The following is a 20,368-nucleotide window of genomic DNA, read 5'->3' as shown; positions in this document are numbered from 1 at the left end:
TCAGGCTACAGTTAATTCGTAAGCAAATTTCTCCAGGCTCTGTGTCCAGCCTTCGGCCATCTGCATGCCTACCATTGCGTCGCGCACCCCGTTGGATGCGAAGCGTGTTGTTAACGTCAGTTTGGTCTTTCCGTCCAGGTCATCAAAAATTACAGTGACCTTATTTTTGATGGTCGAAAAATCGATGTCATCACCTACTTTATCTCCTATCACCATCTTCCAAAAGTCGGCCTGCTCAAACAAATCGTCTGAATATATCAGCCGCTTGCCAGGGACAATCTCGATATATGTTCCCCTCATCGGAAAATCCATGCCATCCGGCGACCGCATTACGTAATGAAACCTGCCGCCGGGCCGCAGGTCGATCTCGCATACAGGATTGGTGAACGGCTTTGGTCCCCACCACTTTTTTACATGTTCCGGATCGGTCCAGACCTTGAAAACCAACGCCGGCGGCGCATCGAACAACCGGGTTATTACCAGCTCGCGGTCCTTTATTTCAACATCGGCATTATTTAAGCGTGTCATATTTTCCCTTTTTATAATTTAGTTTTACCCTGATCTTGGTTTTTTGCCTGAAGAGTTTTTAAATAGCTTTCCAACGAATCGAGGCGCGTCTCCCAAAACTCCCGGTACTGTGCCACCCAATCCGATACTTCATTCAATCTTTCCAATTTGCCTTCGCAAAAGCGCTCGCGTCCCTGTTGTTTGATCTCGAGCAAGCCGCACTCGGTCAGTATCTTCATGTGTTTGTAAATGGCCGCCCGGCTTACGTCAAACTGCTCCGTCACTGAATTTATATTAAGCGACTTGTGCGCTATCATCCCCAAAATCTCCCTCCTCGTCGGGTCGGCTATCGCCTGGAACACATCTCTTCTCATCATTTATGAAACCTTTTGGTTGCAAATATACATGCCACCTTTTGGTTGCACAAATTTATTTTAATTTTTCTTCAAAGACCAACTACAAATGCCTGTTTAGGAATGCACAATACAAACTTAGGACGAATTGTACCCCAACTAAACTGGTGAATGCGGCAATATGAGGGGCGTGTTGCGACAGGTAGGGATTTGCACTTTTTCCTAAGATGAAACCTACTGGAATGCCCAATTTAGGACAATTAGCTTAAAATAACCCTTCCCGCCCGGCTAACCGGTCATCGCCTCGCAAATAGTGGGAGCTTTGCGGCTGTGGGGCCAAACAAGGTTAACATGGTTAACACAATTTCGCTCTTTTTTGTGTTAATAAATTGATTATCAATCAGTTAATTAAAAATGGCGTTAACCATAAATATTCCCTTTTTGACAGAAAATATTTTGGTAGCAATAACTGGCTCACCAAGCGGGTATAGCCTGAATGGCATCCGCTACTTTTCTACCCAATAGTCGACCACGGTTACCTTTTCCATGATGTCAGGCAGCAACTGGGTGAAAGCTTTGTGTGCCGGGTTTACCAGGTAAGCGTCGCGATCCTTTTCGCTGTCAAAAGTTAACACAAAGCAGTGAGTTAGCCCCTGGTTCAAATGCTCGGGACTATTGTTTACACCCCATTCAAAACTTTTGATCGTATTAATTTGCTTCGGCAGCGCTTTAAACGCCGTCACAACCCGGCTAATAGCCGCACTGTCTGCGCCTGCTTTCCAGCCAAATAAAACCACGTGCTTCAATTGTTTATTTACAGACTGAGCCTTTGCGTTAACCGAGATGATCGCAATAAGCAGCATACAACCTACTATCTTTTTCATGTTCTAACTTACCCTTATATTATCAATTGTCAAGGTTTTTTTTCAGCAACGGAGGAACAGTTGTCGTTGACGTGATACGCCACGCTTTTTGCCGCAATCCGCCTTATGCAAGTGCTATTTTTAAACTTTATTTTAGCGGGACAGAAATTATCCCGACCCCATGAGAAAAGTTATTTGTGGCTTAAATATCACCATCGACGGTTGCTACGACCATACCAAACTGACCGGCAGCGAGGAGATCCTTGAATTTTTTAACGGCCTGATGCAGGATGTGGACCAGACCATTACCGGGCGCAAGATGTACGAGCTGATGCTACCCTACTGGCCCGAGCTGGCCAAAACACAATCCGGCACGCCTGCGGCGAATGCCTACGCGAAAACGGTTTCCGTTATTGATACCATCGTCATATCCCGCACCATGGAGCAGGTGGAAGGAGGCCCGCGCATTATTTGCGGCGGACTGGAGGACGAGGTCCGCAAACTGAAACAACTGCCCGGCAAAAAGATATCCATCGGCGGTATGACGGTGCGCTCCCAGTTAATGGCCGCCGGTTTGATCGACGAATTGTATGTGGTCATTCACCCCGTCATCGCAGGTACGGGCCCCCAGTTGTTTAATGATATCAGCCTGGATGAAACCATTAAAATGGAGTTGGTTGATACAAAAGTAATGCAGAACGGCTGCGTCGTCCTGCATTATACAAGCCGTGGCAGCGTTTAAGCTCCTACGGTACCTGTCTTCACTTCCCCGGCCTTTTTATAGTTGGTCATAATAACCCCGGTGGGCGTAACGGTGCTCTCCACCAGGGTAAACGCAGCCGGCATAGCGTCGTCGCCAAACAGTTTTTTCCCCTTCCCAAGCACGATGGGGTAAATATTGAGCCAGAACTCGTCTACCAGGTCGTGTTTCAGCAGTAACTGTACCAGCTTGCTGCTGCCCCAGATCTTCAGGTCCTGGCCTTCCGAATTTTTTAACCTTTCGATATCCGCCACACTGGTCAAAAAGTTAACGTTATTCCAATCCGACCGGGTTGCCGTGTTGGATAAAACATACTTGGGCACCTCGTTAACGCCCGGCCAGTAATCGCCATGCGATGGCCAGTACGATTCAAATATCTTAAAGGTGTTCCTGCCCAGCAGCAGGTCGGCAGGGGCCAGTTGTTTTTGCATCACCCCGGCAGCGGTTTCGTCGCCGTAATGTGCCGTCCAGCCACCGTATTTAAAGCCGCCCGAAGTATCTTCTTCCGGTCCGCCCGGTGCCTGTGATACGCCATCTAAGGTGATAAACGATAAAACGATTATTTTTCTCATAATGATTTGTCCTCCCTGGTTTTTGTGATTTAAAAAATAAACTCCTGATTAGTTTCAATCATGATGTAAAATTCGACGAAAAAAGCACAGCGCTTAACCCCTGATTACGACAAAAGCAAGGGTGAAATGGGACAAATATCGGTCACCGCAAGGTTAATACGGTTTGGCTTTGGGGCTTGTTTTTGACTTAAGCGATTGATAACAAATCTATTCGGCCGGTTAGATCGACGAATTGTATGTGGTCATTCACCCCGTCATCGCAGGCACGGGTCCCCGGTTGTTTAATGATATCAAACTGGATGAAACCATTAAAATGGAGTTGGTGGATACGAAGGTGATGAAGAATGGGTGTGTGGTGTTGGGGTATGTGAAGGGGTAGCCTTTATTGGTGTTAGACTCATGGCAATCCTTGCAAACCGAGACCAGCCATTGTCTTGGCTCTTTTCCAATATTATATTTGCCGTATTTTTTATGGTGAACCTAGGTGGCCTGTTTGCCACAATAAACGCAGCGCTCCGATGACGCGAAACATAAACTTGTCCCTTTAAGTTAACCATTATAGGTTATCAACCATACCGGACTTTTGCTAATACAAATTCGTTTGAGTTATTTTGTAAATCTAAAGAAGAACATAACGCTTATTGAAAATGCAGCTTTACATTTGAATATCATAAAATATGTTTAATTTCAGATGGCTAAATGATCAATAAAAATAGAACTTTTTGTTATCGCATTACGCATCGTGACAATCTCTCGCATATTCTTAATTATGGTTTATTGAATAAAAATCACGCCAATGCTGATCCTGGATTTGTCGCGATTGGAAACCCAGAAATTATTGACGTACGAAGCACCACGCAGATTAATTTAGCAGGCTATGGTTTCATTGGCGAATACGTGCCTTTTTATTTTACACCAAGGTCCATTATGTTATATAATATAATTACCGGATATTATGCACCAAAAGTACCGAGGAGGAGTAAAGAAGAGATTATTGTCGTGCGTTGCTTAATAGAAACACTGGTGTTGCAAGACCGGTGGTTTTTTACTGATGGTCAAGCTAATGATGAAGAGACAACGCATTTCGCAGATATTAATCATCTTAATGAAATCGATTGGAGTTGCATACAGAATAGCAATTTCTCAAAATCTGATGGTGATTATGACCGGCAAAGACGGTACCAGGCAGAGTTTTTAGTATACGAATCAGTGCCTGTAACATGTATTGAGTCAATTTGTGTGTATAGTGATAATATGTTAGCTTGGGCGCAAAATAAAGTTAATGATGCTGGTAAAATGATACCAGTACATATCAATAAACCTTACTTTTTTGATTAAGATGATTCAAACCTTGACAGGCGATTTATTTAAATCTGATGCGCAGGCATTAGTTAATACTGTTAACACTGTTGGTGTAATGGGTAAAGGAATCGCTTTGCAATTTAAAGAAGCTTTTCCTCATAATAATCGTGTTTACATAGATGCTTGCAAAAGAAAAGAACTAGAACCAGGGAAATTACTTAGTGTTTGGGATGAACATTTACTGTACGGAAAAAAGCTAATTGTTAATTTCCCAACTAAAACCCACTGGCGGCAACCATCGAAATATGAATATATTGAAAAGGGTCTTGTTGCGCTAAGGGAAGAGATTAAAAATAAAGACATAAAAAGTATTGCAATTCCTCCACTTGGTGCAGGCAACGGTGGTTTGAACTGGGTTATCGTTAAACCAATGATTGTTGAAGCGCTGAAAGATTTACCTGTAGACGTCCAGATCTTTGAACCGAATGCCGAAATCAAAGAATTATTACAAAATCGGGAGGTAAATAAAAATATCGAACTGACCCCCGCACGTGCAGCCTTACTTTACAGCCTTTTTGCATTTGAAAGTTTTGGCGAGTATAGCAGTCTTTTTGCGGCGAATAAGCTTGCTTATTTCTTACAAAGGATGGGACAAAAACTACGATTGGATTTCAGAGCCCATCATTATGGCCCCTATGCCGTTGGCGTGGAGAAGGTACTTTATCATTTAAATGGAACCTACTTAAAAGGGTTAGAACAAGGCCAAGCTAAACCGTTTGAACCCTTAAAGCTGAACTATCAGAAATGGGAAATGGTGAATGATTATGTAGCAAGAATGCAGCCAGAAGACAGGGATCGTTTAAACCAATTGCTAATTTTTTTGAAGAACTTTACGTCTGAGCTATCTTTGGAAATTCTTGCTTCGGTTGATTTCATTATGTCAAAACATCCTTTTTACACCGTCAATCAAGTAGCTGATGCAATGTGGACCCGACGCAAGAAAGAGCTTTTTCGACTTGAAAGCATTGAAAAAGCATACAATCACTTACAAGTATACAAAACCAAATTATTGATTAAATAGGAGCGTGGTCAAAGTAATTTTATTGCTTTCGATGAGCTTGTTACTAGTAAACTCTGAGAAAACATAACAATGCATTCCCGTTGTCCAAGGTTTCCAAACTTAGGACTATTATGCCTGTATTATAATACTACGGGCTTAGCCCATTCGTAGGCAGAGTCTATGAACAGCGTAAGGAATTTTTGTAGAAGGTGTTTTTAAATCAGATATATTTCCAGAAAACACCAAACTATAAAAAAATAAAAGGGTCTTGAAATAGTAAAAAGTATTTTTAGTCAATGATTATCTCTACTCTTAATTATTTCAATAAGTATAATTTAGCCAAAATCTTAAATCCATGTAATTTTTCCATTACGGGCTTAAAATATTCACCCCTTTGCTTGTAAAAATCTTTAATAGCCTCATCCTTGGTTTTTTCATAATCTTTAATTTGATTAGTAACGAAGTCTTTTATTTCCGCACTCATTTTCCTTAAATTACCCATACTAATATTCGGCATGTGCATATTTAACCCAACCAACGCTGATTTTAGTGATTTGTATTTTACTTCAACAAATTGATGAAGCTTTAAAGCTTCTAAAATTAGCTCATCGGCTTTTCTGTTAAGTTCGATATCATTTACTAATAAATCCATAACCCCATTATAAATGTTTACTTTATCATGAGTTTGGTTCATCTCAATTATTTTTTTATTCAATTTTTCGATGTCATTAATCCAATATTCATGAATAGATATTTTTGTTTTTTCCCAAATCCATTTATTAACCTCAGTGTAGAATGCAATTATAGCTTGTTGTTCTTGAGTAAATGACTTAGCCTTTTTATCAACAAGAATAGATAGCCCTGCTCTTAAATGCTCATTTTCCTGACTAAACTTGTTTTTACTTCTTCAACAACCTTTGTTAAGTTTTCTATATCGCCTTTATCAGCAAGGTTTCTACCTTTTTGGTTAAAAAAACTCAATAAAAAAGCTGTCCCGAATTGTCCTACTAAAAAACAGTATAAGTAAAAGGGGATTATTCATACTTTAAATATAACTAATAATACTTAATTCCTGTCTCTCATCTCGTTGGCGTTTGCTAACCAAATGCTGCTTGGGCAAAGTTCAGCAATATTTGAATATTACCCCGACTTGGCGCGAGTATGTAGTGTTAGCCAAGAAGTAGCATACTCGTGACCAATGTTTTATGCACGATCTCTATTGTACGACAAGCTCTCCAACCGGCGCGAGTATGCTGCGCTCCCCGCTGGCACACACGTGCTGCGTGTGCCTCAACTACCCCCGCGCCAGAGCACAGCAATGTATACCGGCCTCGTGACTAATGCCCGTGCAGTATGAGCGGACAGCCCGCCCGGGCGCCCAATGCAAAAATGCGTCCCGTATCTCACCCCGGAACGCTTTTTAAGCTGAAAGCAGAAAGGCCAAAGCGGAAAGCGATTTATAGCTTTTTGCATTAAGCGTTAGTCTTTCCGCTTAAAAAAAAGCTTTATGCTTTCCGCCTTAAGCTTTCTGCTCCATCACTCAGAACGCAAACTCTTCACCGGGTTCGCCATAGCCGCTTTCACCGCCTGGAAACTGATGGTTGCCAGTGCAATCAGGATGGAAGCAAGGCCACCCGCGGCAAACAACCACCAACTGATGTTTATGCGGTAAACATAATCCTGCAGCCACTGGTGCATGTAATACCAGGCTATGGGGGTAGCAATGGCAAAGGCAATGGCTATGAGTACGATAAACTCTTTGGAAAACAAGTAAACGATATTACCTGCGCTGGCGCCCAATACTTTCCGGATGCCCACTTCTTTTATCCGCTGCACGGCCATAAACGAGGCCAAACCATACAAGCCAAGGCAGCTGAGGAATATGGCAATGACCGCAAAAATTTTGTACAGCTGCGATAACTGGCTTTCCTGTTTGTAAAAGCTGGCTATCTTTTCGTCCAGGAACCGGTATTCAAAAACATAATCGGGATAGGTTTGGTCGAATACCTTTTTAACCAATTGCATGGTAGTAGCCAGGTGCGTGGTCGACAGCTTAATGGCGAGCTGGTTGTACATGGCCTTGTCCTGCGTAATGATCAATGGCGCTACATGATCGCGAAAGGACCGGTCGTTAAAATCTTTCAATACACCTACAACCGGGCATTTTATCTGGTCGTCCCAAATACTTATTTCTTTGCCTATAATGTCCTCTGGCTTTTTTAGCCCGAGGCTTTTCACCAGTGTTTCGTTCACTAAAAATTCGGTAGTCATATCCGATTGGCGCAGATTTCTTCCGGCTACCAGGGGCAGCTTATAGGCGGGCACATATTCTTCGTCGGCAAACTTGGTGATCGCCTTAAAATCGGTTTCTTTCACAGCGTGGTCAAATTTCAAGGCGCTCCACGTATCATTACCATTTTCAACCGGGGTATTGGTATTTAAGCTTACGGTTTGCACGCCGTTGGTCGACAATAGTTGCCGTTTCAAATACTCCATTTTGTTCATAAGCGTAGTATCCACCCGGAAAGGAATGGTAACAACGGCGTCTTTATCAAAACCCAGGGGCTGGTCCATAAAATAATCCATCTGCTTCACAATAATGAGCGTGCCGATGATGAGCACCTGTGCAACGATGAACTGGAAAACGACCAGCCCGCGGCGCAGGGAGATACCACCTGAATTTGATGCAAGCTTGCTCTTTAAGGCAGTAACCGGGTTAAAGCGTGATAAAACGATGGAAGGATAGAAGCCGGCAAGCGCGGTTACAACAACGGTTACGGCTAACAGGAATAATATAATAGCCGGATCGGTGATTAGGTTAAACGAAAGTGAAAGGTCCAAAAGCCGGCCCACAGCGTTTAAAGAGAGCCAGGTAATAACCGCCGCAAACACCACTGCGCTGATAACGATGAGGAATGTTTCGACGATGAATTGGGTTTGTAATTGCGATTTATTGCTGCCCAAAACTTTTCGTACGCCAACCTCCTTGGCCCGGTTTACGGCCTGGGCAGTGGACAGGTTGATGAAGTTTACGCAGCCGATCAGCAGGATAAATGCCGCGATGAGCCACAACACGTTGAGCAATTGATGGCTAACGGTTTTGCCGCTGTAATTACCCACCCGGGCATCATAATGCACCGCACTTAAGGGTTGTATGGTATGGCTATCCTTATTGCCGGCAGATTCCACACGCCTGGAGTACGCACTTAGCTGCTGGTTAAAATTGCCTATAGCAGTATTAGGCGGCAACAAGATATAGCAACCAAAACCCGACACCGTGGTATTCCAGTCGTGAGAGCTGGCCAGGTAGTCGCCGGTAAACCCTGTTCCAAAAGACACCACAACTTTTAACTGGAAATCGGTGTTTGCGGGTATGTCGGCCAAAATGCCCGAGACTGTTACCACATCCGTGCCATGTTCGAACATATAGCCGCCTACCTGCATTTTAATGGTTTTACCCATTGCTGTTTTCCAGTCGCCGAAGTATTTTTCAGCCATCGCTTTGGTAAGCAGCACATTGTTCGGGTCTTTTAACGAAGCATAAGTCCCGTCGAGCAGCGGAAAGTCGAATATTTTAAAGAAGGAGGGCTTCGTAAAAAATACGCCGTGCTGCTCCTTAAATACTTTTTCGGTATTCCCGTTATTGCCAATTATCTGCAGCTGATCATCGTGGCTGGCGAAGATGGGGGCCACCTCTTCTATTTGCGGGAAAGATGTTTTCAACCCTATCGGCCAGGGAAAAGGAAGGTCTTTTCCATAGGATACTTCGCCCGATTCGGTGCTGTGGTATTCGGTCAGTACCCGATAGGTACGGTCCTTTTTGGTTTGAAAACTCTCGAAGCTTGTTTGGTATTGTATAATGATAAAGATCACCATACAAACGGCAATACCTACGGCCAGTCCGGTAACATTAATAGCAGTATAGCTTTTGTTGCGCACCAGGTTGCGCCGCGCTATTTTGAAATAATTTTTAAACATATAATTGCGGGTTAATTTCTCGTGCGACCACTTTGGAGCGGTTTCACGATTCGAATTTACCGGCGCAAATTGGGAATAGCTGCCCAACTTATAAGATGATTGCTCCTTTTTAAGCTCATTTTTATATTCCACCGGGCTCTTCCCGGTTATTTGTCTGAAAATGCGGTTAAAACTGCTTTGGGAATTGAACCCAGACTCGTACGCAATACCCAGCAGGGTGATGTGGTCGTAAGCAGCGTCCTGCATTTTCCGGACGACGTCTGCAACGCGATACTCGTTTATAAAATCATTAAAACTTTTTTTGAGCACGGTGTTGATGATCCGGGATAAGTCATGGGTAGTCAAGCCAAGCTTTTCAGCCAGCGAAACTAAGCTTAGTTCCGCGTCCTGGTAATAGCGGTTTTCTTTAACTGCCTTCTTCAGCCAAATGCCCTTTTGCCTTAGTTCCGCGGACAGTAATGGCTTTAAAATCGGTACAGTATCTGCCGGCATGCCCGTTTCTTGTCTTAAAAAGGCTGCGGCCCCTATCCAGATGACCGTTACCGCTAAAAGAAGATACAATGGATAAAAAACCTGTGCACCTAACTGGTAAAAATAGCCGAACACCGCCAAGGGTATCCAAAACAGCCATAAAATCCCGAAAGCTGTCACCAGCTGATGCAGCCATTGCAGCGCGTGCCGATAGCGGTCGCCCCAGGTAAATTTCAGCTCATTATAAAAATCTTTGATCAGCATACGGCACCGGTACAGGTAAATAATAACCGAAATGAATGCCAGTAGCTGTAGTATAGGGTTCAATCGATGAAATATCGATGTATCATAAGTAGCTGCCCCGGTTTTAATGCTTGCTATCATTTCTAAAACGTAAGCGCTTAGTTCCAATAATAAAGGACTGAGATGCAGCAGGTCTTCAGCTCGGAATTTATATTCCGGCCGGGTTATTTTAAGCACGTAAAAATAGATGAGCGGGCCCAAGGCCAGCGAAAATTGCAGCGGCAGCAGGCTCCAACCGGGTATGTAAGCCGACAGCCCGATGTCGATACCCAATATCCGGGCTATCCACAAAAGGACAACCGCCAGGGCAAGGGCAAGCATCCGGTTTGCTGCCCTATTAATCTTTTGAGTGAACCATAGCAAAAGGGCGAAAGTCAGCCCGATAAACAACGTTCCAAAGAACGCAGCATCATACAGGGTGATATGGAATGTATATGGATTCAAGGTATCAAATAACTCAAACGTTATTCCAAATAGCTAATGTACTGATATATTGAAAATTAATATCGCAACGTTGGGGAGGTTGTAATAAAAGCGCACATCTGACTGTTCGTTTTTGCACGGCATATAAGATTACCTGGAGGAACTAAATTTGAACTGCCTGCGCTTATCGCATAACCAAAATAATCGACCGGACAAAAAAAGCCTCCAACTTTCGATGGAGGCTTTGTAGCCCGTAGGGGAATCGAACCATATAATAAATGGACTGATTTCCAGTAGCTTAATTATATTTTTTAAATCAACTCCACGAATGGCGCGATTAAAAATAATTTGTTTTAAGAACTTTGTGTTGCATTATCGAAAGCTTTTGCCTGCATGATAGTTTACTTCATGTCTAAGAGCAATTACATTTCCTTTTCAATTCAAAAATACAAAATATTTTTCATTGCAAAGCGGGAATGAATTTAGAATTCACATTAGACACAATCCTGTGCTATCCTGGAGTACTAGGAAACTCGTTATAAGCCCCTGTTTATTGTCAAACTATTTAACGCTTCATTAAATAGCTCCTGTGCAGATATGTCTTGCGTCAATCCTACCAAATTCATCCAAAATGCGAGCCACTGAAATATCTCCGTTTTGCCGTTGAGATCCGGTCCGCCGTTGATGATCAGGCAAATACGATAAAGTTGGCTGATTACTTCTTCCTTGATAGGTTGTGTTTTCCAGTCATCAAACCCACCAACTACATAGCCTAAAGTAAGAACGACCAATAGGATATCCGGCTCTCCCTCTTCCGTTTTCATAAGTTCAAATAATGGCGCTATGTGATGCCACAAAGCTGCCCTGAACGGAGTGACGCCAACCAACATTGTCAGATACAGAATCTTACCTTGCAACGGATTAGGTACCCCCTCTAATGCGGCACGCTGATCCATTTGGCTGATCAATCGTTCATAGATTTCTTGTAGTTGAAAACAAGTAGCTTCGAGGGCAACATCTATTTTTTCCTCGTCTAACAGTAAATTACTGAGTAGGTCAGGTCGTCTGACGACAATCCTGCCGAGTTCGGATAAGGTATTAGCAAGGTATTCATATTGCCGGTTCCTGTAAAATCCTTCTACCGTTTTGAAGAGCAGGTCTAACCCTTCATCCATTGCCCCCGTGTGTATCAAGCAAAAACCTAAATGGTGATAGGTACTTAAAAGATTAGTCTCATCACTTAACTTTTGCTGTATCTCTACGGCCTGCTTATAATAAACAATTGCCTCTTTCAGTTCGCCCGAGAATTCATATACCTTGCCCATCTCACTATTCAGCAATGCCGTGTTGCCTTGCTTTGTTGACTGATCAAAATCTCCTATCATTTTTGAGCCCCGGTTGTCAGCAGACTTGGCATTATCTTTACTCATAAGGCCCAATGCCGTCTTATAATGTTTTTTTGCAACAGCCCAATTTTTATGCTCCATCGCAAAACGCCCTTTGGCCCAATTAATATTAACCAGCATGTTTTTATTTCCAGTACGCGCTGTGATAACTTCCATTTCTGCAATAGTCGCCTCGAAGTTCTTCAGATCAAATTGGCGCTCATAGATCTGCGCGAGGTACATATATTGCTGAGCGACAATGTCAATTTCATTCAACAGTAAATTAACTCTGATGCCAGCCTTTGCAAACATGATCCCGTATTCGAAATAGCCTCTGGTGAAACAGAATTTTCCCATCGCTGTAGAAATGCCAATAACTATTGAGGTATATTTTCTTTGCACCTCGTTTTCTATTCGTGTTAGATCTTTGATTCTTAATTCCGAGTTATGAAATGCTTCCAAAATATTTGGTAACTCATCATCCAATTTTATGATCCCAATCGCCGGCGGACCATCTTTCCAACCTTCGACGAAGAATGCATCAAAGAAAACCGCCTCGGCCATTGTTTGACCGTACGCTTCAACCTGTATTTCCTCAATACCACCTTCGAATTTCTCGGCCATAGCGTTCAAAAATGGCCGTACCGGGTTAGGAATAGAAATCCTTTCAAATTCAAGTTCATCGAAATCTGATTCCAGAAAGAAGAATTGATTTACTGAAGCGATATGGTGATCTATTTGTGGGTCTTTCGAAAAGGTTTTAAACCTATTGATGTTTACACCGGCGGGATGGCATTGGACGATGAATAGAAACTTTTTCTCTTCAGTGGTCAGGCAGTCATAAGCTGTAGATAAACAGCGTTCGAGGGATGTTCCTTTATTTTGTATCCGGCGCAACGGTTGTTCAACGATATGGTGCTCCCGAATTTTTGTTATTGCTTTTTTTGCATCGGCCCAAAATTTAATCAGCGAGGCCGTTAGTTTTAACGACAAGGGGTGCCCGTTGCAAAATTCGGTTATCCAATAAACATCATCTCCGTCCAACGAAAGATGGGCAGGTAATAAATATCGCAGGATTGATAGTGCATGGCCATCGTCAATTCCAGTCAATTGAATGGTATGCTGCTGGTGATCAAAAAGGGACAGGTCGACCTGTGTAGTAACGATGAGTTGAACTTCAGTAGTTTTGGTCATCAGATCTGTTATGACGTCCTCTATTTCATCTCTAAATGGAATAAGTAACTTTTCAAGGCTATCAAAAATGAAAGTGATCGGCGTATCGCTCAATTCTTCTATAAAAAGTTTGCTGCCTTGTTTTCCAGTGATCTCGAAAATGCCGTTCTGCATAAGTATGATCAAATCCTTCACATCTGTCACCGTTTCGATATTAAAATATAAAACCGGATTGTGATAGCCTACGCTGGAAAGTGCATTTAACACTAATTGTGTTTTGCCAATACCGCCGATGCCTTGGATTACTATCATCCGCTCAGTTTCCATCAAAGCCGTAAGATATTCCAGGTCAGCCGTTCGTCCCAAAAATAGCTGATGAGGCAAAGGAGGCTTCAAAGATGATTGAAAAGCATTGTCCTCGACACTCAATTTTCTCCTAATTTGATCAACTAGTCGTTGTTTATGCTGCCATAACAGCTCTTTTGGAATTATCCCCTGGTCAGCTTTTGTATGCTCGTCCTTGGCGATTCGAATTAGATTGTGATGATGATGACTAAAACATACCGCATAATCTTCGATATGCGCGTTATCCAATGGTGCGCCTTTGCCGGTTATCGGACACTGCCCTCCGATCTCGGTTATTAAATATTCCTTTATGTATTTTGGTATTTCTGGTCGTTTATCTCCAGGCGCAGACCACGGTTCTCTTAAATACTTATCGAAATCCCGAAGGTCACTTACCGCAAAATAATTTTTACTTTCTTTAACAATCGTTACCAGCTTTCGGTCATGTCCAAGGTGCTTTTTCGGCGCATTTCTTACATACGCGTATAGCAATTCCTTCGTTATTCCAAGCCACTTCGCTGCTTGCGTATCGGTAAGTAATTGTGCGGACATATAATTAATTTAGGTCTTGGTAAACATAGACAAATTGAATTGAAAAATTATTAACCGAAAATTATGGACACTAAATTAGCCATTCGATTCAATGCTAATAAAGGGTATTTTTTCACTCGTCGAGTTAGAAGCGCTAGGAATTGAGGGCCTTACCAAATAAGCGAAATAAATTACTTGCTGGACATGCACGGTGGTGATATTAATGTTTGACAAACTCGTTCGCGCACAGATGTAATAATGAATATTATTGAGCGGCGAACTAAAAGTATAAGCCGAAGAATAAACGTATCTTAATGGAATTCCTTTGTGCCGATATCAAATACCTTAGGCTTCAAGAGTCTAAATTTGAATCTTAACTAATGGCTTTGATTTCTGCAATGAAGTCATCTATTTGCTTGTGATTATCTACTGGGTCATATGTTAAGACGTTTATATTATAGTCTTTGCGCCATCTATCTTTTTCAGTCTGGGTAATCTGATCTTTGTTGATAAGTGCGAAATGGTCCGGTGAACCACCGTGAAATATATTGTGTATATATCCTAATAGCAACTTTAACTCTGGATCTTGCAATGACGCACCTAAAAAAAGAATATTACATGTTGAAAATAGAACATGTAATACGCTTTGATATCCCTTTTCTTTAAATATAATGTTACGGTAGTCTTTTTCTGTCAGAATTATTTCGTTTGGAGAACTTTTGGCATCGCCGTGAGCTTTTAAAATAAATTCTTGATTGTTCAGAATATTATAGTTTATCGCACTCGCGTTCTTATATGTTAATGGGTTCGGAATATCAGAATATACTTTGGCATAAGCTTTTTCAATTAGTGTATCGTAATTCGTCGTTATTATAAATTTGTGATTTAGCTGAACGATATTACAAAGAGTGTCAGTAGGCTTCAGTTTTTTATCGTCAAATTTTTGCTTTATATATTTGGGAAGGTCCGAAGCTAGAATATCCTTCAATTCTTCGGCTACTAATAAGTAATTTGATGGAATTGATATCAAAGAATGAAGTTCTGCTTGTTTACCGGTGTCTACAAAATTGTTGTCTTTTGCAAAATCGATCAGTTCTCCCAAAAATGTTTTCCAGTCGGGGAGTCCGGCGGCCCGAGACATACCTGCCCCAATATAGATGCCAAATGAACCGTTTTTGTAAGATTCAACTAATTTAGGAGGTAAGGTCATTTTATAAATATAAAGTTGGTATCATTCAAGAATTTGTTGTGCATTACTCGATATCTAATTAATGCGTTGCCTTTTTCCGCTCCAGCGGTTTTAAATGCAATAATATAATCATATAAATCCTTGTCATAATCAAGGCTACGCTTGTTTTCAATGAGCGCCTCGGGATTGGCATTATGTTGTCGCCGCAAAATTTCAAATTGCGAAAATGAATCCGCAAAAATCCGGCTGTGTACATTTTCTATTTTTGCAAGATTTTTAAATAATAAATAGAAGACATCAACAAATGCCCATTTATTTTTAAAAATACCTTTTTTGTGTCGATTTATTTCCTTCATAAACCTTAAAACCCGATCTGTATTCTGCATTAGCGGCTGCAATCCCGTCAGGGCAGTAGAAGCAAACTCAGTGTATAGATGCTTCATATCAACAGCCTTCACACTTCGAGCACCATCATATTTTGAAAGCGTTAGAGCGTTATCCAAATAGTCCTGATGTTTATACCTCGTATTAGAGATTTTACAATCGTCGCTGAAAAACTCATTATTCTCTACTATTGATGCAATTGCATTGCCGATATTGCTTGCAAGCGCATGCCGAAGCTCTGCTGGGTTTAATCTTTCTCCCATTTGCAACCGAGCAAATAAAGTTCTTATTTCTTCTTGCGATGCTTGCTCAATTGTTGATATATTGAGCTTATAGTTGACAAAGCCTAAACGAAAACTGGAAATTGCCTCTAACCCTGTGTAAGTCAGATTGGAAGTATTCACTGATCCAATCATTGATTCATCCAAATGATATACTCCATCAACAAATTCCCAAATTGCAATCATTCTTTGTTGCCCATCTGTTACCTCATATTTGAAACTTGATTCAGGAGGTGTTTTACGCAAATAAAACTTGGGAATATCATACCCACGAAGGATTGAATCAATAAGCAATTTCTGTTTCGATCTTGACCAAACTGCAGTCCGTTGATATTGCGGTCTTGGGTCAATCAGTGGACGAAGTTCTATTAGTTTTCGGATCGTCCAGACTTCAGGAATTATTTTCATTGAAAAACTGCCGTAAGGTTTGTGTATCAATAAAGGTATTAAAAATCATTTACAAGAGTAGTCAAAAAACGTATTCTTTGTTTTGCAGGATAGCCAAGCATAAACGAGTCGTTGGAAATTTCTCAATAACGTTATTCGGAGACATAAATGGCACAACAGGATTCCCTATGATGAAGCCGTTGCATTTAACACAATTCCATTTGATTAATTAAGCACCTTAACCCCACCTCAATTGATAGCACTCTCCTATAGGTGATTGTTTATTGAGCTAAGTTACTTGACTTTTACTTTCCTATAGGAAAGCACATGAAGTCCGAAATCGATAATTATGTAATTAATAAAGTCAGAGAGCGGCGAATAGAGCTAAATATGTCCCAAGCAGCTCTTGCAAATGAGCTGGATGTGTCTCTGAGCTTTATAGGCAAAGCGGAAAGTGGTAGATACGCCACACATTATAACATTAAGCACCTGAACTTACTTGCTATAATTCTCAAATGCAGCCCTCAGGACTTTCTTCCGAAAAAGCCCCTATAGATACTTTCCTATAGGCGATTGCCCACTTTTTTTAATACCGCCACCTTTATAATTCGAAATAAGGTAACCAACACACGAATTGTTGTCCTTACTCATATTAAGTTCTTTATTTCTTATTGAATCATTTTTAATCGGATTGGCATGCACCGTATGGGTGTGTCGGTCACAACAAAACAAACATGATCAAAAACAATGAAGGTGAATGGCGCACCGAAACAATTAAACGCCTGCAAAAGCAGCTATCCAACTGTGATAGTGCTTATTATTCTAAAGTATATGAAATTGCTTTAGATTTCGCTCTGAATACAGACAGAGTGGTTGGTCCAAACTTCTATTTTCGAGTGGTAAATGATGCCAAACGAACTTTGAGGAGAAACAAGCCAAACTCCCCCTCAATTATTTCGCTGTACATGCTCAGTGAAAATGGTGATGAAGAAATTGATAATCCGCTTATAGCAGATTATGCAACTCCGGAACAAGAAGTAATTTATCGACAGTCTGTCGAATTGCTTAGGCGAGCCTGTTCCCAAAAACACAAACATTCAGTTTCTGTATTTTACTCCATGTTGGAAGGGTACACCGTAATCGAAACAGCAAAAAAGCTGGGCATTTCCGATAGCATGGTAAAGAAGCTTAGATCGGACATCATTCGCTTAGCACGCATTATTCTTTTAAACTAAAAATTAGAACAAAATGGAAAATATATTAACATCTCCGGTACCTTTTATTAGAACCGGCCAGGCATTGCAATCCTTGCGCGACTCAGGTTATAGTATCGAGGCTGCGCTAGGAGAAGTAATTGATAATAGTATCGAGGCAAAAGCAAACAATATATACATATACCTTTTCAAAAAGGAGAATAAAAAAGGGAAAAAATATGTAAATGAAATTGCCATTATCGATGATGGCGATGGTATGAGCCGCGAAATACTACAATTTTATCCTCAGATAGGCTACTCAACGAGGTACATGCGAGAGGACACGATTGGTAAATATGGGGTTGGCGCTAAACTTGCTGCATTAAATTTTGCTAAACGTTTCGACGTGTGGAGCAGGGATTCCGAAGATTTTGACTGGAGCCATGTATACCTGGACTTGGACGAAATGATTGAAAAGGAAGAAAATGGAGAGCCTTATTTCATACCGGTTCCTAGGCCTAAGGTCTTACCGGTTGATTGGACTGATAAAATAGTAGACAAAACTGGTTCAGTTGTTTTGTGGAGCAAGGTAGACCGGCTGGAGGATGGCCGTTATGCAATCAGCTACGATGAACTGGAGGCAAATCTGCGGAAGGAGCTGGCGAGGATTTTTAGATTTTTTATTAATGGCGGTATAAACATCTATGTCAATGATTTGGAACTCCTGGCACATGATCCGCTCTATTTAATGGAGGACACGTTTGCGGATAAAATGTTGTTTGATCATTTTAAAAAGGAAAACCCCGACAGTAAAGTTAAAGAACATTACCCTGCAACTTTAATAGCCGAGGAAACGATAAAGGTAGGCCCAGCTAAGGCAACGGTGAAGGTAACCCTTTATCCCGAAGAAGTGACACGACGTCGCGGTATGGGTGGGGATGATTTTGCCAAAAAATTAAGGATACCGGAAAATGAAGGGAGCATAAGTTTCATACGACTTAATCGCGAGGTTTCATACACTAACGTACCAAGAATATTTCCTCGAGGTATTCAAGAGCCCGACCGTTTTATTGGTATTGAGGTATCTTTTGCTCCAACTTTAGATGCCTATTTTGGGGTCCGGAATGTCAAACGGGGAGTTGAACCACACGGTGAATTGCGCGATCAGATAAGAAAGATTCTAGCCAAATATCTAAAGACCTCCAGAACGATGCTGGACGAGGCGTGGGGAAAGGCCGAACGAGAACATAAAGCGAATTTTGGCGAACACGCATCGATTACCCAGGCAGCGAGTAACACGAATGCTATAATGCCGAAAGGTAATGCAAAAGGGCCGGCTAGCAAAGCTGAAGAAAAGCAAATCCTAGATGACCTGGCTAATGATGTTACAGGAGATGACGAAGAAACTAAGGAGGAGTATCTTGAAAAAATCAAAGAGGCGCCATTTGTCGTTGAGTCAGTTGATTTCCCAGGAAATGAATTTATTGACATAAAACATTTAAGCAATAAGGTCATTATAAGGCTGAACACCCGTCATAAGTTTTACCGCGAGATGTGGCAGCCCTTAAAATCCATTTCTGAGCTTGACGCGGGTGCGGTTAGTGCTGATGATGCAATTGGGGTGTGTAAACGGGCTGTAGAAGCATTAACCCTACTATTTATTGCTTATGGAAAGGCGGAGTCTATGGATGTCAATCCGGATGAAAAGTATAGAGATCTAACTTCATATTGGGGCCAGTTTTTAAACACATTAATGAGCAATGTGAAAAATGTTATTTAATTGGTAGGAATATTAGCAGGAGCAGTCTCAACGCTCCTGCTTTTTTGCATTAAACAAATTTATCTAGAAAGAGAAATGCCTCCTCTAAATTGCTAAAGACATTACTCGACGGTTGATGCGCAATTTTAAAATATTTAGCAAAAACCGGGTCTTCGTGAGATTTTTCGTCTACCAATATAATCGTTTTGTTCAAAGCGTAAGCCATACCCAATTCAAACATTAAACCAAACCCTGAAGGATTAGTTGATTCCATGTAGGCAAATAAAATGTCACATTTTCTAACATAATGAATATCCCAAGAAGCGTATAAATGCGGTTCTTTTATTTCATGATTTCTAGGATTGAAAAAGTCAAACTTTTCGCTGTACCGATTGATAACCTTCAATTGCCAGTCTGATTTAAAGCCACCAGATAAAAAAATAGTTGTTTTAGCACTCATGGGTTATTTTTTGAAATAAATAGGGAGAAAGGAAGTCTCATCGCAATTTTGTAAAATCTATCTCTTGTTTTCTTAAATATAAAATATGAAATTATTAAAAAAACATACAGGGTTATATGTGCAGAATCAGTAAAAATCATGTCCAAGGATTTAAAAAAAAGCTTTAGGATGGATATTAGCAAAGCTAGTCCTCCAAATAAAAATGATGTATTCCCTATGTGTCGCGATAAATCCGAACGGAACATAAAAGTATAAACCTTCTTATCAGATTCGGGCGTATAGCTCATCGCTAAATTTCGCGTTTCCTTCATACTTAATTGATCAATTCGCGTTGGCACATTACTTGAATCAATTTTTTTTTGCAAAAGCTCTGTGGCTAGTTTGTAGTTTTTGCTATTTTTTATTTCTTCTTGTGTCTTATCTTCAAATGAGTTTTTACCCATCATGTCTTCCTTAAGTTCACCAAGGCCATATATCAGATAACCAAGTATGTAAGAAAGTATAATTATTATAAAATTTATTCCTTCACCTTTTTTGTCTAGCAGTGTCGACTCCAGATAATATTTGGATTGTATCGTAACAGAAAGTAGAATTATCAGATAAAATCCAGGTATGAAATATCCAATTATATCCCAGATAAACTCTTTCATAGCTTCAAAAAGGGACTTGAGATTTTCCATTGTTTTTTA

At 41.0% G+C, this 20,368-nt stretch carries 18 protein-coding genes; 7 read left to right on the top strand and 11 right to left on the bottom strand.

Annotated features, from left to right (window positions below):
- From FRZ54_RS05115 to FRZ54_RS05105, 3 genes are all read right to left on the bottom strand, one after another.
- On the bottom strand, positions 1 to 528 hold the full coding sequence (locus FRZ54_RS05115) for an SRPBCC domain-containing protein (RefSeq protein ID WP_147030569.1): 528 nt from the start codon (positions 526 to 528) through the stop codon (positions 1 to 3).
- Positions 529 to 539: 11 nt separating this feature from the next.
- The gene (locus tag FRZ54_RS05110) at positions 540 to 884 is read right to left on the bottom strand and encodes an ArsR/SmtB family transcription factor (RefSeq protein ID WP_228462624.1); all 345 of its coding nucleotides are present in this window, start codon (positions 882 to 884) and stop codon (positions 540 to 542) included.
- Between the two features lie 482 nt (positions 885 to 1,366).
- The gene (locus FRZ54_RS05105; RefSeq protein WP_147030568.1) at positions 1,367 to 1,744 is read right to left on the bottom strand and encodes a Dabb family protein; all 378 of its coding nucleotides are present in this window, start codon (positions 1,742 to 1,744) and stop codon (positions 1,367 to 1,369) included.
- 160 nt (positions 1,745 to 1,904) lie between these two features.
- Here FRZ54_RS05105 and FRZ54_RS05100 point away from each other — a divergent pair, with 160 nt between their 5' ends.
- On the top strand, positions 1,905 to 2,465 hold the full coding sequence (locus FRZ54_RS05100) for a dihydrofolate reductase family protein (protein WP_147030567.1): 561 nt from the start codon (positions 1,905 to 1,907) through the stop codon (positions 2,463 to 2,465).
- Here FRZ54_RS05100 and FRZ54_RS05095 read toward each other — a convergent pair.
- Positions 2,462 to 3,055, bottom strand: a complete 594-nt coding sequence (locus tag FRZ54_RS05095; protein ID WP_147030566.1) for a dihydrofolate reductase family protein — start codon at positions 3,053 to 3,055, stop codon at positions 2,462 to 2,464. The two genes, FRZ54_RS05100 and FRZ54_RS05095, sit on opposite strands and share 4 nt — an antisense overlap.
- Positions 3,056 to 3,293: 238 nt before the next feature.
- Between FRZ54_RS05095 and FRZ54_RS24345 the strand changes: the two genes are divergently transcribed.
- The 3 genes from FRZ54_RS24345 (at position 3,294) to darG (ending at position 5,438) form a co-directional block, all read left to right on the top strand.
- Positions 3,294 to 3,434: a hypothetical protein gene (locus FRZ54_RS24345; RefSeq protein ID WP_187359748.1), complete on the top strand. Its 141-nt coding sequence runs from the start codon at positions 3,294 to 3,296 to the stop codon at positions 3,432 to 3,434.
- Positions 3,435 to 3,754: 320 nt separating this feature from the next.
- Positions 3,755 to 4,393 carry a type II toxin-antitoxin system toxin DNA ADP-ribosyl transferase DarT gene (gene darT, locus FRZ54_RS05090; RefSeq protein ID WP_147030565.1) on the top strand — a complete coding sequence of 213 codons (639 nt, stop codon included), beginning with the start codon at positions 3,755 to 3,757 and terminating at the stop codon, positions 4,391 to 4,393.
- A gap of 1 nt (position 4,394) precedes the next feature.
- Positions 4,395 to 5,438, top strand: a complete 1,044-nt coding sequence (gene darG / locus FRZ54_RS05085) for a type II toxin-antitoxin system antitoxin DNA ADP-ribosyl glycohydrolase DarG (RefSeq protein WP_147030564.1) — start codon at positions 4,395 to 4,397, stop codon at positions 5,436 to 5,438.
- A 295-nt stretch (positions 5,439 to 5,733) separates the two neighbouring features.
- Here the strand turns inward: darG and FRZ54_RS05080 are convergent, their stop codons facing one another.
- The 5 genes from FRZ54_RS05080 to FRZ54_RS05060 form a co-directional block, all read right to left on the bottom strand.
- Positions 5,734 to 6,111, bottom strand: a complete 378-nt coding sequence (locus FRZ54_RS05080) for a hypothetical protein (RefSeq protein ID WP_147030563.1) — start codon at positions 6,109 to 6,111, stop codon at positions 5,734 to 5,736.
- A gap of 842 nt (positions 6,112 to 6,953) precedes the next feature.
- Positions 6,954 to 10,613 (bottom strand): ABC transporter permease, encoded by a 3,660-nt coding sequence (locus FRZ54_RS05075; protein WP_147030562.1) that lies wholly within the window; start codon positions 10,611 to 10,613, stop codon positions 6,954 to 6,956.
- 515 nt (positions 10,614 to 11,128) lie between these two features.
- On the bottom strand, positions 11,129 to 14,047 hold the full coding sequence (locus FRZ54_RS05070) for a tetratricopeptide repeat protein (protein WP_147030561.1): 2,919 nt from the start codon (positions 14,045 to 14,047) through the stop codon (positions 11,129 to 11,131).
- A 352-nt stretch (positions 14,048 to 14,399) separates the two neighbouring features.
- Complete coding sequence (locus FRZ54_RS05065) at positions 14,400 to 15,236, bottom strand: SIR2 family NAD-dependent protein deacylase (protein ID WP_147030560.1); 837 nt, start codon at positions 15,234 to 15,236, stop codon at positions 14,400 to 14,402.
- Positions 15,233 to 16,288, bottom strand: coding sequence for a GmrSD restriction endonuclease domain-containing protein (locus FRZ54_RS05060; RefSeq protein ID WP_147030559.1), 1,056 nt, complete (start codon positions 16,286 to 16,288; stop codon positions 15,233 to 15,235). Before FRZ54_RS05060 ends, FRZ54_RS05065 begins: the two co-directional genes overlap by 4 nt.
- A 306-nt stretch (positions 16,289 to 16,594) precedes the next feature.
- Between FRZ54_RS05060 and FRZ54_RS05055 the strand changes: the two genes are divergently transcribed.
- The 3 genes from FRZ54_RS05055 to FRZ54_RS05045 all read left to right on the top strand — a co-directional run bounded on the left by FRZ54_RS05055 (position 16,595) and on the right by FRZ54_RS05045 (position 19,240).
- Positions 16,595 to 16,822 carry a helix-turn-helix domain-containing protein gene (locus FRZ54_RS05055; protein ID WP_147030558.1) on the top strand — a complete coding sequence of 76 codons (228 nt, stop codon included), beginning with the start codon at positions 16,595 to 16,597 and terminating at the stop codon, positions 16,820 to 16,822.
- A gap of 179 nt (positions 16,823 to 17,001) precedes the next feature.
- On the top strand, positions 17,002 to 17,502 hold the full coding sequence (locus FRZ54_RS05050) for an RNA polymerase sigma factor (protein ID WP_147030557.1): 501 nt from the start codon (positions 17,002 to 17,004) through the stop codon (positions 17,500 to 17,502).
- A 13-nt stretch (positions 17,503 to 17,515) separates the two neighbouring features.
- Positions 17,516 to 19,240 (top strand): ATP-binding protein, encoded by a 1,725-nt coding sequence (locus FRZ54_RS05045; protein ID WP_147030556.1) that lies wholly within the window; start codon positions 17,516 to 17,518, stop codon positions 19,238 to 19,240.
- Positions 19,241 to 19,289: 49 nt separating this feature from the next.
- On the opposite strand, the gene FRZ54_RS05040 is transcribed toward FRZ54_RS05045, so the two are convergent.
- A complete protein-coding gene (locus FRZ54_RS05040; protein ID WP_147030555.1) occupies positions 19,290 to 19,679 on the bottom strand; it encodes a nucleoside 2-deoxyribosyltransferase domain-containing protein in 390 nt (129 codons plus the stop codon).
- On the bottom strand, positions 19,676 to 20,359 hold the full coding sequence (locus FRZ54_RS05035) for a hypothetical protein (RefSeq protein WP_147030554.1): 684 nt from the start codon (positions 20,357 to 20,359) through the stop codon (positions 19,676 to 19,678). Before FRZ54_RS05035 ends, FRZ54_RS05040 begins: the two co-directional genes overlap by 4 nt.
- Positions 20,360 to 20,368: the final 9 nt, after the last annotated feature.

The sequence above is a fragment of the Mucilaginibacter ginsenosidivorans genome (assembly GCF_007971025.1).
In the GTDB taxonomy this organism is placed as follows: Bacteria; Bacteroidota; Bacteroidia; order Sphingobacteriales; family Sphingobacteriaceae; genus Mucilaginibacter; species Mucilaginibacter ginsenosidivorans.
The sequence above is the reverse complement of the archived record's forward strand: the minus strand, read 5'-3'. Positions and strand labels throughout refer to the sequence as shown.

Excerpts from the sequence above, each read along its gene's own strand:
- FRZ54_RS05115 (WP_147030569.1), bottom strand. The coding sequence starts at position 528 with ATGACACGCTTAAATAATGCCGATGTTGAAATAAAGGACCGCGAGCTG.
- FRZ54_RS05110 (WP_228462624.1), bottom strand. The coding sequence starts at position 884 with ATGATGAGAAGAGATGTGTTCCAGGCGATAGCCGACCCGACGAGGAGG.
- FRZ54_RS05070 (WP_147030561.1), bottom strand. The coding sequence starts at position 14,047 with ATGTCCGCACAATTACTTACCGATACGCAAGCAGCGAAGTGGCTTGGA.
- FRZ54_RS05080 (WP_147030563.1), bottom strand. The coding sequence starts at position 6,111 with ATGAACCAAACTCATGATAAAGTAAACATTTATAATGGGGTTATGGAT.
- FRZ54_RS05045 (WP_147030556.1), top strand. The coding sequence starts at position 17,516 with ATGGAAAATATATTAACATCTCCGGTACCTTTTATTAGAACCGGCCAG.
- FRZ54_RS05050 (WP_147030557.1), top strand. The coding sequence starts at position 17,002 with ATGATCAAAAACAATGAAGGTGAATGGCGCACCGAAACAATTAAACGC.
- FRZ54_RS05095 (WP_147030566.1), bottom strand. The coding sequence starts at position 3,055 with ATGAGAAAAATAATCGTTTTATCGTTTATCACCTTAGATGGCGTATCA.
- FRZ54_RS05065 (WP_147030560.1), bottom strand. The coding sequence starts at position 15,236 with ATGACCTTACCTCCTAAATTAGTTGAATCTTACAAAAACGGTTCATTT.
- darG (WP_147030564.1), top strand. The coding sequence starts at position 4,395 with ATGATTCAAACCTTGACAGGCGATTTATTTAAATCTGATGCGCAGGCA.
- darT (WP_147030565.1), top strand. The coding sequence starts at position 3,755 with ATGATCAATAAAAATAGAACTTTTTGTTATCGCATTACGCATCGTGAC.
- FRZ54_RS05105 (WP_147030568.1), bottom strand. The coding sequence starts at position 1,744 with ATGAAAAAGATAGTAGGTTGTATGCTGCTTATTGCGATCATCTCGGTT.
- FRZ54_RS05100 (WP_147030567.1), top strand. The coding sequence starts at position 1,905 with ATGAGAAAAGTTATTTGTGGCTTAAATATCACCATCGACGGTTGCTAC.
- FRZ54_RS05035 (WP_147030554.1), bottom strand. The coding sequence starts at position 20,359 with ATGGAAAATCTCAAGTCCCTTTTTGAAGCTATGAAAGAGTTTATCTGG.
- FRZ54_RS05040 (WP_147030555.1), bottom strand. The coding sequence starts at position 19,679 with ATGAGTGCTAAAACAACTATTTTTTTATCTGGTGGCTTTAAATCAGAC.
- FRZ54_RS05060 (WP_147030559.1), bottom strand. The coding sequence starts at position 16,288 with ATGAAAATAATTCCTGAAGTCTGGACGATCCGAAAACTAATAGAACTT.
- FRZ54_RS05055 (WP_147030558.1), top strand. The coding sequence starts at position 16,595 with ATGAAGTCCGAAATCGATAATTATGTAATTAATAAAGTCAGAGAGCGG.